The 17466-nt window shown below is 45.8% G+C and carries 14 protein-coding genes; 5 read left to right on the forward strand and 9 right to left on the reverse strand.

The window, feature by feature from the left end; all coding sequences use genetic code 11:
- Positions 1-117 precede the first annotated feature (117 nt).
- The 5 genes from M0P74_15830 (at position 118) to M0P74_15850 (ending at position 5444) form a co-directional block, all read left to right on the forward strand.
- Positions 118-414 (forward strand): YhbY family RNA-binding protein, encoded by a 297-nt coding sequence (locus M0P74_15830; GenBank protein MCK9365057.1) that lies wholly within the window; start codon positions 118-120, stop codon positions 412-414.
- Positions 415-966: 552 nt separating this feature from the next.
- Entirely contained in the window at positions 967-1773 is an 807-nt protein-coding gene (locus tag M0P74_15835; protein ID MCK9365058.1) for a fumarylacetoacetate hydrolase family protein, read from the forward strand.
- Positions 1774-2157: 384 nt separating this feature from the next.
- The gene (locus M0P74_15840; protein ID MCK9365059.1) at positions 2158-3639 is read left to right on the forward strand and encodes a DegQ family serine endoprotease; all 1482 of its coding nucleotides are present in this window, start codon (positions 2158-2160) and stop codon (positions 3637-3639) included.
- 62 nt (positions 3640-3701) lie between these two features.
- Positions 3702-4364, forward strand: coding sequence for an endonuclease III domain-containing protein (locus M0P74_15845; GenBank protein ID MCK9365060.1), 663 nt, complete (start codon positions 3702-3704; stop codon positions 4362-4364).
- Between the two features lie 15 nt (positions 4365-4379).
- Positions 4380-5444 carry a CehA/McbA family metallohydrolase gene (locus M0P74_15850; GenBank protein ID MCK9365061.1) on the forward strand — a complete coding sequence of 355 codons (1065 nt, stop codon included), beginning with the start codon at positions 4380-4382 and terminating at the stop codon, positions 5442-5444.
- Positions 5445-5467: 23 nt separating this feature from the next.
- On the opposite strand, the gene M0P74_15855 is transcribed toward M0P74_15850, so the two are convergent.
- The 9 genes from M0P74_15855 to rsmG all read right to left on the reverse strand — a co-directional run bounded on the left by M0P74_15855 (position 5468) and on the right by rsmG (position 17366).
- The gene (locus M0P74_15855; GenBank protein ID MCK9365062.1) at positions 5468-6205 is read right to left on the reverse strand and encodes an MBL fold metallo-hydrolase; all 738 of its coding nucleotides are present in this window, start codon (positions 6203-6205) and stop codon (positions 5468-5470) included.
- Positions 6206-6256: 51 nt separating this feature from the next.
- On the reverse strand, positions 6257-7165 hold the full coding sequence (locus tag M0P74_15860; GenBank protein MCK9365063.1) for a patatin-like phospholipase family protein: 909 nt from the start codon (positions 7163-7165) through the stop codon (positions 6257-6259).
- Between the two features lie 6 nt (positions 7166-7171).
- Positions 7172-9679 carry a DNA gyrase subunit A gene (gene gyrA / locus M0P74_15865; protein MCK9365064.1) on the reverse strand — a complete coding sequence of 836 codons (2508 nt, stop codon included), beginning with the start codon at positions 9677-9679 and terminating at the stop codon, positions 7172-7174.
- A gap of 54 nt (positions 9680-9733) precedes the next feature.
- Positions 9734-12175 carry a DNA topoisomerase (ATP-hydrolyzing) subunit B gene (gene gyrB / locus M0P74_15870; protein ID MCK9365065.1) on the reverse strand — a complete coding sequence of 814 codons (2442 nt, stop codon included), beginning with the start codon at positions 12173-12175 and terminating at the stop codon, positions 9734-9736.
- An 80-nt stretch (positions 12176-12255) separates the two neighbouring features.
- Positions 12256-13383 (reverse strand): DNA polymerase III subunit beta, encoded by a 1128-nt coding sequence (gene dnaN, locus M0P74_15875; protein MCK9365066.1) that lies wholly within the window; start codon positions 13381-13383, stop codon positions 12256-12258.
- 173 nt (positions 13384-13556) lie between these two features.
- Positions 13557-14903 carry a chromosomal replication initiator protein DnaA gene (gene dnaA, locus M0P74_15880; GenBank protein MCK9365067.1) on the reverse strand — a complete coding sequence of 449 codons (1347 nt, stop codon included), beginning with the start codon at positions 14901-14903 and terminating at the stop codon, positions 13557-13559.
- Positions 14904-14961: 58 nt separating this feature from the next.
- Positions 14962-15810, reverse strand: coding sequence for a ParB/RepB/Spo0J family partition protein (locus M0P74_15885; GenBank protein MCK9365068.1), 849 nt, complete (start codon positions 15808-15810; stop codon positions 14962-14964).
- Complete coding sequence (locus tag M0P74_15890; GenBank protein MCK9365069.1) at positions 15810-16580, reverse strand: AAA family ATPase; 771 nt, start codon at positions 16578-16580, stop codon at positions 15810-15812. Before M0P74_15890 ends, M0P74_15885 begins: the two co-directional genes overlap by 1 nt.
- Before the next feature lie 96 nt (positions 16581-16676).
- The gene (gene rsmG, locus M0P74_15895) at positions 16677-17366 is read right to left on the reverse strand and encodes a 16S rRNA (guanine(527)-N(7))-methyltransferase RsmG (protein MCK9365070.1); all 690 of its coding nucleotides are present in this window, start codon (positions 17364-17366) and stop codon (positions 16677-16679) included.
- Between the last annotated feature and the right edge of the window lie 100 nt (positions 17367-17466).

Genomic DNA, 17466 nt, shown 5'->3' on the forward strand with positions numbered 1-17466 from the left:
ATCTCTGCGTTCCTCCTCCGTCAGTGTTACTCGATATCTTGGTTGCATGGCGACCTCCTTCATTGAGTTGTCGCCAGAATATCATACTTTCTCTAAATACGAAAGATAAAATGTTACATGGTACTAGTCCTGATCGGCAAAGAGGGGTTGACTGCCGGCACAACTCTTGCTGTTGATGAAGCACTTTCCCTGCACGAGTTGATCAAGATAAAATTCAACGATTTTAAAGAAAGCGAGCAAAAGATCGTCCTTACCAATGAGCTTGCGATGAGGACGAACAGCTCCTTGGTAGGCATGATCGGACACACTGCCGCCTTGTACCGCCGGCAACCAGCTCCGGAGAAAAGGAAGATTGTATTACCCGTGAGAACCGGACGCAAGCAGGTTCGCACCCCTGCTGGAAGGGATAATTAGTTAGATATGATCGTAATAAATTTTATAAAATTCAGCGTAAAATATCCAGACGGCGGCTGATTGAGGTCTCAATTTCACAGTTCCGGGCGGCAGCGGAATAAATTCTTGAGCGACTGCTCCCGAACACCCGGATCGTTTTGAGTTTCCTTCTAAATTTCATCAAGGCAATTTCAATGTTGCTCGCAGTGCTAAGGCGAAACACCATAAGCAAGACGGTAACGGCAAAGCCTGTAAACAGCGTTCCGCAACAGCCTGTCAACCTCTATTTTGTAACGTCCGGGGATATGCCGTTTTACCTACATCGCTGATCTTCCGGTATTTTCAATGGTCTTGTCTATCACTACCCTTTTTCAAAACTTACTCAACAGTGACGCCAGGAACAATTTTTGTACGTGGTCCGCTGCCGAAATAGAAATTTTACCGTAGCAGCACAGTCCGATCTTTGTCTGTTTCGCTATTATAACGGTTATCTGCCTGTAAATAGCGGCAAATGAAAGATTTTATTTTTTTGGCGATTCTGCTATAGGGAGCAAAAATAATTGGGGGTTGTTTATGAAAATTGTACGGTTTTTAACAGAAAATGGAGATATTTGCCTTGGGTCGATAGATGAAAGCAGGCCTGGGGAGGCACTGGCGCTTGAAGGGGATCTGTTTGGAAATCTCGAAAAAACAAGCAAGATCAAGCGCATATCTCAACTGCTTTCTCCGCTCGCTCCGCCGAATATCCTAGCCGTTGGGCTGAATTACGGACGCCACGCCGAAGAGACAAAGGTCAGCCGCCCGGAAATACCGGTTTTGTTTATTAAGGCGACAACGAGTGTGATCGGTACAGGGGAAACGATCGTGCTGCCGGCGGCGGGGCCTGATCAAGTTGACTATGAGGCCGAACTGGCCATCGTAATCGGCAAAAAGGCGAAAAACGTCCGCCGGGAAGATGCCCTGCAATATGTGCTGGGATACAGTTGCGCCAATGACGTCAGCGCCAGGGACTGGCAGATTGAAAAACAGAAACGGCAGTGGTCGCGCGGCAAAAGCTTCGACACCTTCTGTCCATTGGGCCCCTGCATCGTTACCTGTGACGAAATTCCCACTCCCAATAATCTTCGCCTTTGTTCCATATTGAACGGCAAAATCATGCAGGATTCCAATACAGCAGACATGATTTTCGATATCCCGGCATTGATCAGCGATCTCAGCCAGTCACTTACTCTGCTTCCCGGTACGGTAATTCTGACGGGAACTCCGGAAGGAGTTGGATTTGCCAGAAAACCGCCGGTCTTTCTCAAAGATGGCGACGAGATCGTTATAGAAATAGAAAAGATAGGGCGTCTTGTCAACCGCGTGGGCACAGAAGCATGAAAACGGCGCCCCGCATTGCCCCTTGAATATTTTGCACCGTCTTGTCGTCAGGCACAGCTTGTTCATAAAAATATGGGACAGGGGTCTGCGACAAAAATGTGGGTATCATATACTTGTACTTGCAGAAACTTATTCCCCCTTTGGAAAAGGGGGGCAGGGGGGATTCATAATAAAAGCAAGGGGATATTTATTCTCCATCAAATCTCCCCCAACCCCTCTTTGCTAAAGAGGGGTGAAAAACTGCTCTACCCATAAATTTGTCGCACACCCGGGACGGGGATGCATTGACAAATTGTAAATGACTAATATATTGCAGGGCAAGATGCCTATTTGGATCTCTTAGGTCTTATTGTTTGATATTGCTTCTGGAGGAGGAAGAAAAAAATGAAAACGGAAAACAGGGGACGAAAAACCTTCGTCATGTTTCTCATTGCTTTTTTGATCGGTTTTTTTATCGTCTCGGCAGTTGAGGTGCTGCGCTCCTCATTTTTCAAGTCATCGCCGGTACCGGATGTGCAGGAGGCCTCTGCCGTTTCAATGGCTTCCCCTTCTCAGGCACCGCTATCGTTTGCCGATCTGGCGGAGAGACTTAAACCGTCCGTGGTAAACATCAGCACCACCAAGATAATCCGCGGGGGTGGGGTGCGATCGCCATTCGAAGGATCCCCCCTGGGACGATATTTTGGCGGCGATGATTTTTTTGAACGTTTTTTTGGCGACGTTCCCCAAAGAGAATTCAAGCAGAAAAGCCTCGGCTCCGGATTTATCATCAGCCATGACGGCTATATATTTACCAATAATCATGTCGTCGAACAGGCAGACAAGATTCTGGTAAAGCTGTCCAACGGCAAGGAGTATGATGCAAAGGTTATCGGCAAGGATGCCAAAACAGACATCGCCCTGATTAAAATAAAGCCCTCGGAAAGTCTCCCCATTGCGGATACGGGGGACTCGGACAAGTTACGGGTCGGCGACTGGGTGATGGCAATCGGCAATCCTTTTGGACTGGAACAGACCGTGACCGTCGGGATTGTCAGCGCCAAGGGAAGGGTGATCGGAGCGGGTCCCTATGACAATTTTATCCAGACAGACGCCTCCATCAATCCTGGAAACAGCGGTGGCCCGCTTTTCAATATGGATGGCCAGGTAATCGGGATAAACACGGCCATCGTCGCACAGGGGCAAGGAATCGGTTTCGCGATTCCGATCAGCATGGCAAAGACGATCCTGCCGGATCTTAAGTCCCGGGGAAAGGTGACGCGGGGATGGATGGGGGTATCGGTACAGGACATCAGTGAAGATATTGCCAAAAGCCTGCGGCTTAAAGATCAAAAGGGCGCTTTGGTTTCCGATGTTGTAGCGGGTGACCCCGCTGAAAAGGCCGGCTTGCGCGCCGGGGATGTAATAACGGAGATAAACGGCAAGGCCGTCGCCAACACGCATGAGCTGCTTCTATTGATCGCCGGCCTGCGAGTAGGGGAAACCATCAAGGTAAAGGTTTTCCGGGATGGGCAGGAAAAAATCTTCCCGATTTTAATTGCCGAAAGAACCGACAACGCCGAAACGGCATCCGCAAAGATTTCCGGCGAAGCCTTCGGAATGTCCGTGCAGGAGATAACCCCGGAGATAGCCACGCAATTGGGGCTGCCGGTAAAAAAAGGAATCATCGTCGTCGATGTTCAGGGAGGCAGCCTGGCAGATGAAGTGGGCATCCAGCCGCAGGATATCATTCTACAGGTGAACAAGGCCAAGGTAACGACTCTGAAGGAGTATAAAAACGAAATAGCGAAAGCCGGCTCCAAGGGCAATATTCTGCTACTTATAAGAAGGGGACGGACAACCTTCTTTGTGCCCCTTGTAAAGTAAGGAACGATAACCAGTGACGATGCATAGAAAATGCGGGCACTGATTGATTGCCGGGCGGGAACATGTTGCGGCTGAAACTCCGGAATGAGCTTGTTGATATCTATAAACGGCTGGAGGAACGCTTCGGTGATCTTCACTGGTGGCCGGCGGACGACCCCTTTGAGGTTATGGTTGGGGCTATTCTTACCCAAAACACCGCCTGGACGAACGTTGAGAAGGCGATCGCCGCGTTAAAAGAACACGGCCTTCTTATCGCCGATGGAATACTGCAAATTCAAGAAGCAGAACTGGCAACGCTGATCCGTCCTTCCGGCTACTATAACCTCAAAGCAGCCAAGCTGAAGACCTTTGTAAGGTTTTTCACGGCGTGTTATTCCGGAAGCGTTGAGGAGATGCAAAAAGAGGAGCTGCCTGTCCTGCGAAACAAGCTCCTGAATGTGTGGGGCATCGGCCGGGAGACGGCGGACAGCATTCTTCTGTACGCCTGCGAAAAACCGGCCTTCGTGATTGACGCCTACACGAGAAGAATCCTGTTTCGTCATAAGTTGATCAGTGAAAAACTGGGATATGAGGAAATACAAACCCTGTTTATGAAGAACCTCCCCCATGAAGTGCCGCTGTTTAAGCAGTATCACGCGTTAATCGTCAACGCCGGGAAAAATTTCTGTCGCAAGACGCCGAATTGCCGCGGCTGTCCGCTCGGCGCTTTAAAAGAAATCGATTGATAAGATAGAAACACGATGAATTTGCAAGATTATGCCGGGGTTATCCATTTACACTCGCAATATTCCTTCGACGGGCGCACGCCGGTCCCGGAAATACTCGGCGCGGCGCGGGCAAATAAAATAGATTTTCTACTGCTTACCGATCATTCAACTATGCAGGCTCGGACAGATGGTTTTGAAGGATGGCGTGACGGTGTGCTGCTCGTAGTAGGTGAGGAAATAGCACCGCGTTTCAACCACTATCTGGCTTTTGGCCACGACAGGGCGGTTGATTGCGCAGAAAAAGAACCGGACCTGCCGCCTCAAATCTATATTGACCGAGTGAAAGCCCAAGGCGGTTTTGGCTTTATCGCCCATCCTGACCACTCGGGGACACCATTGTTTCATGTGAAACATTACCCCTGGCAAGCGTGGTCGGTAACGGGCTATAGTGGCATCGGCATCTGGGATTTTATGACGGACTGGCAAAACAGCCTTACTGGATATCTGCGGGCAATCTTGAGCTACGCTTTTCCGGCATTTTTTCTTTGCGGCCCCTGCCCGACCACTCTTGAGCGATGGGACTCTCTGACAACGGAGCAAGCCGTTGTCGGCATTGGCGAACTGGACAATCACGACACCCGAAAGCGCTTATGGCGATTTACCCTTTCGGTGTTTCCGTTTTCCCGGGTCTTTAACCTGCTCCGAACACATATCCTGACCGAGCGGCCGCTGACCGGCAATAGTCAAAACGATATCGGGGAAGTGCTCCGTTCCCTGAAAACGGGGCATTGTTACGTTTCCCTCGACTATTTTTACCCAGCGAGGGGATTCTCCATGACTATTAACGATGGACAATCAGAGGCTACGATTGGGGATCGTTTTCTCCTTCAAGATACCGCCCAATTACAGGTTTCCTTTCCTCGCCCGGCCAAGATAAGGCTGATCCACAACGGCCGATTGATTCAGGAAACGGTGGGAGAGGAGCTGTCATATATAGTTCGCAACCCGGGCGTTTATCGGATAGAAGCATATCTGAAAGCCTGGGGGCGCTATCGTCCCTGGGTGTTCGCCAATCCGCTCTATGTAGTTGCCCAATAAAATTCTATACTTGTTTTAAGTTACTAAGGCATCCGGCGTATTCGGACTTCTATCCCCTTGTCGGCTTTGAGGAGAAAGACGATCCGGCTGGTGTCGGTTTCTCCGTAGTGATAGGGGTAGAGAATGGCCGGGCTCAGGATTCGGGCGGCCGCCGCAACCATTTCCGGCGTCATCGTGTAAGGCAAATTCATGGGCAAAAAGGCAACGTCTATTTTACCAAACGACCCCATCTCTTTTATGTTCTCTGTGTCTCCCGCTATATAAACCCTTTTATCTCCGAATGTTACAATATAGCCGTTGCCGCTCCCCTTCGGATGAAAAGGCTGGCCGGGGGCGCGCGTGTGGAGAAAGTTATAGGCGGGAACAGCCTCGATCGTCAGGCCGTCTATGGTTGTCGTGTCGCCGTTTTTCAGAACTTCCCCTCGCCCGAGTTTCAGGAAACAGGGTTCGGTCAAAACAATCTTTGTTTTTTCTGTACTTATAAGCTTAATCGTGTTTGGATCAAAATGATCGAAATGATCGTGAGACACAAGTATTACATCCGCCTTGGGAAGCCTTTTATAGTCTTCTGCTTTTCCCACGGGATCATTGTAAATCACCTTGCCGTTGAACGTGAAATACAGGGAAGAGTGGCCAATAAAGGTGATGCTTAAATCCCCTGTCGCGGTTTGAATAACGTCGGTCTCCAGATTGCCAGATTCACCGGCGGCAGCCGGGGCAGCTATCGCCATCAACATAACAAGCGCTTGCAATATGTCCATTGTCTTACCTCCTCAAGTTTGTTATCTGTCTCAGAGAAGTAACGTAAACGCTCAATTTGCCAGTCTTCCTTCCTGACGGAACCTGGCTATGATTTGCTGGATTTGCGGCATGGCAAGAGACGCGGCCTTCTCACCCTCAAGGATCGCCTCGTAACGCTTCTCAAAATCGGTGGCCCCGATATGACCGATCTTCGGCCTAATGATTACATCGGCATTTTTAAGCTGAATATCCGAGATCCGGGCATGCATGATATCAATTGCCTGAAGGATCGTATCAACCGTCCCTTGCGGCACAGATACGCCGGCTCGGGTCGATATGTCAACGGCGATCACGACATCAGCGCCTGCTTGGCGGGCGGCGTTTACGGCGACAGGACTGACCACGCCTCCGTCCACATATGTATTATTGCCAATCTGAACAGGCTGGAACACCCCCGGCACCGCGCAGCTCGCCCGCACCGCCCAGCCGGTATTGCCGGTCGCGAAAACCATCTCTTCCCCGGAACGAATGTCTGTGGCGATCACCCTCAACGGAATGCGCATTTTTTCCAGCGGAATTTTGTTTACGGTCTTATTGACAAAAGTCTCCAGCTTATACCCCCGAACAAACCCGTTATCCGGCAAGATATAATCGATCACATCGTCTTTCTGCAGATTCATGGCCATTGTCTGCATTTGAAACGCATTGAACCCCGCCGCGTAAATACTCCCGACCAAACTCCCCACGCTCGTTCCGACAATGATGTCTATCGGCACTTGATGGGATTCGAGCACCTTAAGTACGCCTATATGTGCAAATCCACGTGCGGCCCCGGCGCCCAGCACAACGGCGATCCTGGCGGGCTTTTGGGGAGACGGCGACGGAACTATCTCCCGGGAGGCGCAGGAGACAAGCAGTAAAAGACCGACCGCGGCACAAAAACATGCCACTTTTTGCAAATAGACTGAATTGTTATTCATTATCGCCTAATCCAAGTCCAGCATCGGCTCTTCATCCTCTTCGGTCTCCGGTTCCGCATCGTCTGGTTCCTCACCGTTTTCCCGTTCCTCTTCCCGTTCGGCGCGGGCCACGCCGACCAGTTTTTCCGTTTCATCGATGTCGATCAGCCGCACCCCTTGCGTGCTGCGGTGGATAACCCTTACCTCTTCGGCGCTCATGCGAATGATCCGTCCGGAATCGCTGATTAACATAATGTCTTCGCTACCGGAAATCTGCAGTATTCCCGACACATTACCAGTTTTTACAGAGGTCTTGAGATTGATTGTTCCCTTGCCTCCCCGGGCTTGCAGGCGGTACTCGCCAATCTCCGTTCTTTTTCCATACCCGTTCTCGGAGACTGTCAGGATGGTGTTGCCCTCGGTCGGAATCTCCATCCCCACCACCTGATCATCGCGATTCATGGTGATGCCTCTGACCCCGCGAGCGGTCCGGCCCATATCCCGAACATCATCCTCACTGAAGCGGATCGACTTTCCCTGCTTGGTTCCTAGAAAAATGTCCTGTTTGCCGAGGGTAACCTGGACCCCAATCAAATCATCGTCCGGATCAACGGAAATGGCGATAATGCCCCCGACCCGCGGGTTGGAAAATTTGGAAAGCTCCGTCTTTTTTATGGTTCCCTTTCTGGTCACCATAACGACCGACCGGTCGCCTGTAAACTCGCGCACAGAAAGAACGGCAGCGACCTTCTCTTCCTTGGCAATATTGATAAGATTTACAATCGCCTTCCCCCGCGTGGCCCTTCCCCCCTGGGGAATCTGATATACCTTCAGCCAGTACAGACGGCCCCTATTGGTAAAGATCAAAACATAGTGATGAGTTGAGGCTATAAATATCCGCTCTACAAAATCCTCCTCCTTAGTTCCCATCCCGATCTTGCCGCGACCGCCCCGGCGCTGATTTTTGTAAAGGCTCACCGCGTTTCGTTTTACATATCCGGTATGAGATACGGTTACAACCATATCCTCTTCTACAATCATGTCCTCAATGTCGATATCCTCGGCGCTTACGACTATCTCCGTGCGCCTTTCATCGCCATATCGTTCTTTTATATCCAACAGTTCCCCGATAATGACTTCCAGCACCTGCTTGGAATCAGCTAGTATGCCCTGCAGTTTGTTGATCAGCGCGTTAATCTCCGCGTATTCTGTTTCTATTTTTTCCCGTTCCAGACCGGTCAGTCGCTGCAGGCGCATCTCCAGGATCGCCTTCGCCTGCAATTCACTGAGACCGAAGCGTTGACAAAGGGCCGTCTGGGCCTCGGTTGGATTTTTTGCCGCCTTGATTAAAACGATGATCTCGTCGATTCTATCGAGGGCGATGATCAGTCCCTCAAGAATATGAGCCCGTTCCTGCGCCCGGGCGAGGTCAAATTCTGTCCGGCGCACCACTACATCTTTCCGAAAATCCAGAAAGCTCTGGAGAATATGCTTCAAGGGAAATACCCGCGGCTGTCCTTTTTCAATTGCCAGCATGATAATCCCAAAAGTGGTTTCCATCTGGGTATGCTTGTAGAGCTGATTTAAAACCACTGACGACATCTCTTCACGTTTCAGATCGATGACAACCCTTATTCCTTCCCGGTCTGACTCATCGCGCAAATCAGAGATGCCGGTGATCTTCTTTTCCTTTACCAACTCCGATATCTGTTTGATTAGATTAGCCTTGTTGACTTGATAAGGAAGCTCGGTGACAACTATGCTTTCGCGGTCGTTGCGTGCATTTTTCTCTATCAGAGAGCGGGCTCGCAACCTTATTATGCCTCTTCCGGTACGGTATGCAGAGATAATGCCTTCCCTGCCGTTAATAAACCCGGCGGTAGGGAAATCTGGCCCCGGGATGTATTGCATCAATCCCTCAACGGTTATTTCCGGATCGTGAATCAGCGCGATCGTTCCTTCTATTACCTCTCTGATGTTGTGAGGGGGAATATTGGTTGCGACCCCGACCGCGATTCCCGAGGAACCGTTTAAAATCAAAAGCGGCACCTTCGCCGGCAATACCGTTGGCTCTTCGAGTGATTCATCGTAATTGGGGACAAAATTAACAGTATTTTTATCCAGATCGGCAAGCAGCTCTTCCGATATTCTTTCCATCCTTACTTCGGTGTACCGCATCGCTGCAGGAGGATCTCCATCTATTGAACCGAAATTCCCCTGTCCGTCAACAAGCCGGTAGCGCATCGAAAATTCCTGGGCCATGCGCACAACGGTATCGTATGCCGCAGAATCGCCATGAGGATGGTATTTTCCAATAATATCGCCGACGATTCTGGCTGATTTTTTATAGGGCTTGTTCCAGCGGTTCCCCATTTCATGCATTGCAAATAAAACGCGCCGATGCACGGGCTTCAAGCCATCCCGCACATCCGGAATGGCCCTGCCGATAATCACGCTCATCGCGTAATCCACATAGGAGCGCTTCATTTCATCTTCTATATTAATCACAACTGTCTTTTCGAACAGGTTTTCCATTAAGTTGTTTTTCTCCTTAAATATTAAGAAATTGTAATATTTTAATCCTTCCGGTTAGACGTCCAGATTGGATGCGTACATCGCGTTTTTAAATATAAAATCGCGTCTTGGCTCAACCTGATCGCCCATAAGCGTAGTGAATATCTCATCGGCGGCAACGGCGTCTTCTATAAGCACCTGAAGCAGCGTTCTTTTTTCAGGATTCATCGTCGTTTCCCATAATTGTTCCGGGTTCATCTCCCCGAGGCCCTTATATCTCTGCACAGATATACCCTTCTTCCCGGCCTTGACAATATATTCAACCAGTCCGTTCAACGTCTCTATAGTTTCAATGTTTGTTTCTTCCTCGTTTTCCGATTCCTGGAGGGCGCTAACCTTATAAGGCGCCGCTCCCAGAGCGACAATCTGGATAAAAAGTGATTTTATTTCCGTAAACTTGGGAAGTTTAAGGGTATCAACGCTGAAGATATTTTTAATAATTACATTGTTTGACAAAACATGAAACGCTGTTTTCCACTTCCCCAGCTCCTGATCAAATTCCAGATCAAATTTTTCCAGTTTTTTCCCGAGCGCCGCGGCTATGCTCTCGGCGACTATTGCCATTGATCCGCTATCATTGAATGTTTTTTCAGACAATAAATCAGATGACGCCAAAAGGGAAATTAACTCCCGGTCGTAGCCATCCTTTTCAAATTTGTTAAGTATTGTATCTATGCGCATAGCCTTGCGGATATTTTCGATTAACCGCTTCCCGGTTATCGTCTGTTGCGCAGACCCTTCACCAACCAATAAACGGATCTTGCCGACTCCGTTTTCAAGGACGTAATCCTGCATCGTTTGTTCGTTATGGATGTATATCTCCTGTTTTTTGCTTGTTACTTTAAAAAGCGGCGGCTGGGCGATGTAAAGAAATCCTCTTTCAATAATTTCCCTCATCTGTCTAAAGAAAAAAGTGAGAAGAAGAGTACGGATGTGAAGGCCATCGACATCGGCATCGGTCATGATAATAATCTTGTGATAACGAAGCCTGCTTATATCCTTGTCTTCCTGCCCTATTCCCGCCCCCAGTGCGGTTATAATTACCTTCAGTTCCTCGTTTTGCAGCATCTTGTCAAAACGCGCTTTTTCCACATTTAGCACTTTGCCGCGCAGCGGCAAAATAGCCTGATTTTTTCGATCACGACCCTGTTTTGCCGACCCACCGGCAGAATCACCCTCGACAAGATATATCTCGCTGCGCGAGGGGTCGCGTTCCTGGCAATCGGCAAGTTTTCCAGGAAGGGAGCCGACCTCAAGGGCTGTTTTTCGGCGGGTAAGCTCCCGGGCGTGACGGGCTGCCTCCCGCGCTCTTGCCGCGTCAATAAATTTGCCAATTAACTGCTTTGCAACAGCTGGATTTTCTTCAAGGTAAGTGCTTATTTTATCGTAAACAATTCCCTCTACAAGGCCTTTTACATCGCTATTGCCCAGTTTTGTTTTTGTCTGACCCTCAAATTGAGGGTTTCTGATCTTTACGCTGATTACGCAGGTAAGCCCCTCTCTAAGATCCTCCCCTTTTAAAGACTCCTTGCCGTTTTTTAAAAAATTACCACTTGCGGCATAATTATTAATGACCCGGGTCAGGGCAGACCTGAAACCGATGAGGTGTGTTCCTCCCTCTGTCGTGTTGATGCTGTTAGCAAACGAAAAGATATTTTCCGTATAAGTATCGTTGTACTGAAGAGCGACCTCTACATTGCAATCATCCCTTGAACCGGATATATATATTGGCTTTTTAACGAGAACCTTTTTATTGCGGTCTATGTATTCCACAAAAGAGACTATGCCGCCTTCATAATAATAATCACTTTGACGATCGATTCTTTCATCTATTAAGCTAATTTTTATACCGGAATTTAAAAAAGCCAATTCCCTTAATCTGTTAGAGAGAATATCAAAACTAAATTCCGTATCTTCAAAAATAGTGTCGTCAGGTTTGAAGGTTATCCTGGTGCCCCGGCCATCCGTCTTTCCCGTCATCTTGAGAGGTGCAAGCGGGACACCGCGCGCGTATGACTGGGTGTAAACTCCCCCCTCTCTTCTTACTTCCAATTCCAGATATGTAGAAAGGGCATTAACTACCGACACTCCTACGCCGTGCAGACCCCCTGAAATTTTATAACTGTCATTGGAAAATTTGGCGCCGGCATGGAGTTTTGTAAGGGCAACTTCGGCGGCAGATATCCCCTCTGCCTTGTGAAGATCAACAGGAATTCCTCTTCCGTTGTCTTCAACAAAAACGCTGTTATCCATCCTTATTATCACGGTAATCTTGTCGCAAAATCCCGCTGAGGCCTCATCGATGCTGTTATCAACAACTTCATAAACAAGATGATGCAATCCCTCTTTGCTGGTGCTGCCTATATACATTGACGGACGCTTCCTGACTGCCTCCAATCCCTCCAGCACCTTGATGCTTTCCGCCCCGTAATAGTCGCTATCAGATTTCAGATTCATTCGTTTCTCGTCACCATTTTCCATTATTACTTCCATTAAATTCCTTCCTATAACTATAATAATTTAATTATATTAAATATTTATATTTTTAACGGCATAATAATGCAAAAATAACTATCATTGCCGGCGCCTCTCAAAATTGTTGGTCTCATGTCCTCATTGATTTCAAAATCTACCATCTCTTCCTCAATGACTTCTACAGCATCAGCAAGATATTTTACATTATATCCTATGTTTCTTTCCTCTCCATCATAATCTACTTCGATCTCGTCATTTGCTTCTCCTATATCATTATTTATGGAATTAAAATAAACTCTTCCCTTTGATAAAGTCATTATCACGCCGTTATATTTTTCAGAGGATACAACACACATTCTGCGGACAGCATGAAGCAATTTATCTCGTTCAATTTTTATTATTACTCCCCTGTTAGCGGGGATAACCCTTTTATAATCAGGGTAATCTCCATCAATAAGACTTGCCTTCAGGATTGTTTTATCTGTTTTAACTATTAATAAACCATTATTAACGCCAAGATTGATGTATTCCGCTTCATTTTCATCTAAAAGACGCGTTATCTCTCCAACGCCCTTTTTAGGGATAATAATATTTTTATAGTCTGCTGTTATAAGAAAATCATCGCTCTTTATATCGGCTACAGCAAACGACAGGCGATGGCTATCCGTTGAAACCATACGGACTACAAAAGAGTCGTCTTTTTTTTCAGTTTCCAATAAAACACCAGTCAGATTCTTGCGCATTTCATCATTGGATATCGCAAAATATGTTTTTCTCATTAAATCTTTAAGAATGTTTCCTTTCAATTTATAAAATTTAAAATCATCATTCTCTTCAATAACAGGGTAATCATCCGCAGGAAGGCCAAGTATTCTATAAATAGCCTTATTACAGGTAATTATAACTACATTTTTTTCGTTTTTTACAACATGGATATTTTCTCCCTGTATCTCTCGTACCATTTCATAGAGCTTTCTTGCAGAAACGGTTATTTCACCCTCCGTGATCACTTCTGTTTCATAGTTTGACACCAAACCTATCTCCATATCTGTTGCCATTATCTTTATCCGGTGGGGAATGGCTCGCAGTAAAAGATTATTCAATATTGGCATGGTTGTCTTTTTTTCTACAATTCCCAATGTCTTTTGAATCCCGGACAGAAATATATCTCTTTTGATATTAAATTCCATTTTCTCTATTTCATCCTTTCATTTTTTTATAATGAATATATTTTAAAATATTTTCTATAAAGAAATACAGTAATAGTAATAGGTCTTGTTAAAATTGTTGATAAACATATTAATAGCTCATTTTTATTGACTTTATGTTATTAATAATCTGTTGATGTAAAGAGTAAAAAACACTAATTATTTTTAATAATAATTTTTTTTATCTTTTCCACAGCCCCTATCAACTGTTTATCAGTCTGCAATTTCTTCTGAATTTTATTAAAAGAATATATTACCGTAGAATGATCCCTTCCCCCTATCTTTTCTCCTATATCAGGAAATGAAGAATTTGTCATCTCTCTTGCCAGAAACATCGCAACCTGGCGCGCTTCTGCAATATTTTTATTTTTCTTATTTGATTTAACGTCCTGAAGTTTTACGCCTAATTGAGAACAGACAACTTTCGTGATGTCGTCAATGGATATTTCTTTCTTTTCTGTTTTATATAGAAGTTGTTTGAGAACCTCTTTTGTAAGATCGATATCAATCGGTCTGGAGGTTAAGGAGGAATATGCAGATACCCTTACAAGATATCCTTCTAATTCCCTGATGTTGGATTCTGATTGCGTTGCCAGAAAAAGAGAAACCTCTCCAGGCAGCACAACACTGTTTTCACTGGCCTTTTTTTCTAATATTGCCATCCTTGTTTCTATATCTGGAGGTTGTATGTCGGCAATTAACCCCCATTCAAAACGAGATCTCAATCTTCCTTCTAAATTTTCGATATCTTTGGGAAATTTATCACTTGTAACAACAATTTGTTTACCAGCGTCATGCAGGGTATTGAATGTATGAAAAAACTCTTCCTGGGTTCTGTCTTTGCCAGCGATAAACTGTATATCGTCGATAAGAAGACAGTCTATATTTCTAAACCTTTCTCTAAATTTCTGCATTTTGTCAAAGCGAATGCAATTTATCAGGTCGTTCATAAAAACCTCCGCCGAGACATACACCACATTCATGTCTGGAAAGAGCTGAATAGCCTTTAAACCAATAGCATTGATTAAATGGGTTTTTCCCAATCCCACGCCGCCATATATAAATAAAGGATTGTAATTTTTTGCCGGTTGTTCTGCAACAGCAACAGCGGCGGCGTGGGCGAATTGATTGCTTGATCCAACAATGAAACGGTCAAAACTATAATTAGAATTAAGCGTCTTGTGCACCCGTTCTTGTATGTGTTTTGTTTTACTGTTATCCAATATTGATTCATCAGTTTTTATGGAAGGAGAGTTATTTTTATGAAGGTTATCTGCAATAATAAACTCAACATCATAATTTAGTCCAGTTACTGATAAAAGCGATTCCCGTATTATAAATAAATAATTTTCCTGCAACCAGTCTCTAAAAAAACGATTAGGAACGTTTAAACAAAGATTGCCCTCTTCAATAGACCTTACTTGAATTGGCATTATCCATGTATCGAAATTCTGCTTTGTTATTTTTTCCTTTATTATTTTAACAACTTTATTCCAAAGCATTTAGATGATACCCGATCTTATAAACATTGTTATCAACAGAGGTTGATGAATTAATTTTTCACCGTTCCAGAAGGTAGCGGGTAAGACGGTCCAGTTCTGAGGGGTTGGCGTATTTTATCTCTATACACCCAGCTTTTTTCCCAGATTTTATTTTAACACGTGTAAGTAGATGTGATGATAATGTTTTTTGCATATCATCGATATATTGATCCGAAGATTTTTTTTCATTTTTTCCCTGGCTGCTTTTAAGCCTTTTGATTAAACCTTCCGTTTCGCGTACATTTAATTCCCTTTTCTTGATGGTTCTCAAGGCGTTAAGCTGCAATTCAGGAAGGTCCAGAGAAAGCAGTGCCCTCGCGTGTCCGGCTGTTATTTTCTTACTTATTACATCTTTCTGTATTTCGTCCGGCAATTTAAGCAGTCGTATGGTGTTGGCGATTGTGGAGCGGTCCTTGCCTACCCGTGCGGAAATGTCATCCTGGGAAAGAGAAAAATCACTGGAAAGCACCTGATATGCCTTTGCTTCTTCTATGGGATTGAGAGCTTCTCTTTGGATGTTTTCTACAAGAGAAAGTTCTGCCAACTCACGATCGCTCGCTTTACGTATGACAACAGGAACTTCTTTCATTCCAGAGGCCTGAGCCGCCCGCCAGCGCCTCTCGCCCGCTATTATCTCATAACCGTTTTGCGTCTTACGGACGATGATTGGCTGAATAACACCATTTGTTTTAATCGATGCTATTAACTCTTTTTGCGCGTCATCGTTGAAATCTGACCGAGGCTGGAAGCGGTTGGGCGTGAGTTCTTCAATGCCACACATTACAAAGGCCGGCCTGTCTCCAGCATTGTTGATTAGATCAGGAAACATTGCGCCCAGGCCCTTGCCCAGGGAATTTGTCCGCGACATTACATCCTCCCGTTATTGATTATTTCTTCCGCCAATTCCATATAAGAGACGGCTCCGCGGGACTTGATATCATAAAGAATGATGGGGAGTCCGTGACTGGGACTTTCCGACAATCGCACATTCCTGGGAATAAGCGTTTTAAAAACAAGTTCTCCAAAATGAGAACGCACATCATCACTTACCCGCCGTGAAAGTAAATTTCTCGAATCGTACATTGTCAGTAGAATGCCAGCCAAATAAAGTGTCGGATTCAAATGTTTTCTTATTATTTCCATTGTGTTGAGCAGATGGCCCAGTCCCTCCATCGCAAAATATTCGCATTGCAGGGGCACCAACAGGCAATCCGAGGCCACCAGAGCATTGACGGTCAGAAAACCAAGAGAGGGCGGACAATCTATAATAACGTAATCGTAATCGGTTTCAAGGTTTCTTAAGAGATTTTTAAGTCTCTTTTCCCTATCTGCCAAAGAGATGAACTCAAGTTCGACCCCGACCAGATCCTGATTGGCCGGAATTATATCAAGGTGTGGCATCTGAGTTTTGATGGCAGCCTGGCTTAACGGATAATTGTCGATCAAACAGCGATAAAGATTTTTATCTTTTATATTTTCAGGAGTTACACCCATACCGCTGGAGGCGTTTCCCTGCGAATCCGCGTCTATCAGCAAGGTCGTTTTTTCAGCGGCCGCCAGAGAGGCAGATAAATTTATCGCAGTCGTGGTCTTCCCAACCCCGCCCTTCTGATTGGCTACGCTTATTATTTTTCTCATAACACCTAAAAAGGGAACAGCAAGATTAATCCATCAAACAGATTGACGCTAACACAAAATTGCCGCCAGTGGCAATATTTTTTAAAAAAATATAAATCATAATCGCCTATAAACTATTAATTTTTTGAGTGAATGATTTTTTTCTGATTCGGCTGCGGCCTCACCTGAAAAAGTCATTCCCGCGGACTGGGCGGCGACCTTGGCTGCCTTATCTTCGCCATGCCCTGCAGGACCTTTCATTGCGATAAGCTGACCACCTCGTTTCAGAAAAGAAGATGCAAAAATAATCAGTTGGGGGAGTTTAAAGGCCGCCCTGGAGATAACCGTATCAAATTTTGCCATCCACTCCTTCCCAGCCGCCAAGTCTTCGATACGCCCTCGAATTACCGTTACTTCTGTTAGCTTCAGGATGCGTACTATATGTGAGAGAAACGATGTTTTTTTTCTTGAAGCATCGACAAGAAAAACATTCAGGTTCGGCGCCAGGATCTTCAGTGGAATCCCTGGGAAGCCGCCGCCGCTTCCCAAATCCAGGAGAAATCCGGTTTCTTTCTTCAACAGAGGAAGCGGGGTCAAGGAATCGACAAAATGGCGTTCTATTATCTCGCCTGCGGAATGTTCGGAGATAAGATTTATCTGCCGGTTCCAAAATATCAATTCTTGATAGTATTGCACAAAAAGGGATAGTTGATTCTGATCAACATCAACACCTATTTTTGCTGCCCTTTTTTGCAGTTCGGAGGACACTTCCAATATAGGTAAACTTTTATTAATATCATGAGCCAATTGCAAAACTCCCCATTCTTGTCATTCCCGCAACGATTCTGAGCGGAAATCTGGTTCTAACTGCTTGAAAAACCATATTATGAACATTAAGCTTCGCTTT

Source organism: Syntrophales bacterium (assembly GCA_023229765.1).
Lineage (GTDB): Bacteria > Desulfobacterota > Syntrophia > Syntrophales > UBA5619 > DYTH01.

Excerpts from the sequence above, each read along its gene's own strand:
- M0P74_15885 (MCK9365068.1), bottom strand. The coding sequence starts at position 15,810 with ATGTCGCGGACAAATTCCCTGGGCAAGGGCCTGGGCGCAATGTTTCCT.
- M0P74_15850 (MCK9365061.1), top strand. The coding sequence starts at position 4,380 with ATGAATTTGCAAGATTATGCCGGGGTTATCCATTTACACTCGCAATAT.
- M0P74_15830 (MCK9365057.1), top strand. The coding sequence starts at position 118 with ATGGTACTAGTCCTGATCGGCAAAGAGGGGTTGACTGCCGGCACAACT.
- dnaA (MCK9365067.1), bottom strand. The coding sequence starts at position 14,903 with ATGCTTTGGAATAAAGTTGTTAAAATAATAAAGGAAAAAATAACAAAG.
- M0P74_15835 (MCK9365058.1), top strand. The coding sequence starts at position 967 with ATGAAAATTGTACGGTTTTTAACAGAAAATGGAGATATTTGCCTTGGG.
- M0P74_15860 (MCK9365063.1), bottom strand. The coding sequence starts at position 7,165 with ATGAATAACAATTCAGTCTATTTGCAAAAAGTGGCATGTTTTTGTGCC.
- gyrB (MCK9365065.1), bottom strand. The coding sequence starts at position 12,175 with ATGAATCTGAAATCTGATAGCGACTATTACGGGGCGGAAAGCATCAAG.
- gyrA (MCK9365064.1), bottom strand. The coding sequence starts at position 9,679 with ATGGAAAACCTGTTCGAAAAGACAGTTGTGATTAATATAGAAGATGAA.
- M0P74_15845 (MCK9365060.1), top strand. The coding sequence starts at position 3,702 with ATGTTGCGGCTGAAACTCCGGAATGAGCTTGTTGATATCTATAAACGG.
- M0P74_15890 (MCK9365069.1), bottom strand. The coding sequence starts at position 16,580 with ATGAGAAAAATAATAAGCGTAGCCAATCAGAAGGGCGGGGTTGGGAAG.
- M0P74_15840 (MCK9365059.1), top strand. The coding sequence starts at position 2,158 with ATGAAAACGGAAAACAGGGGACGAAAAACCTTCGTCATGTTTCTCATT.
- M0P74_15855 (MCK9365062.1), bottom strand. The coding sequence starts at position 6,205 with ATGGACATATTGCAAGCGCTTGTTATGTTGATGGCGATAGCTGCCCCG.
- dnaN (MCK9365066.1), bottom strand. The coding sequence starts at position 13,383 with ATGGAATTTAATATCAAAAGAGATATATTTCTGTCCGGGATTCAAAAG.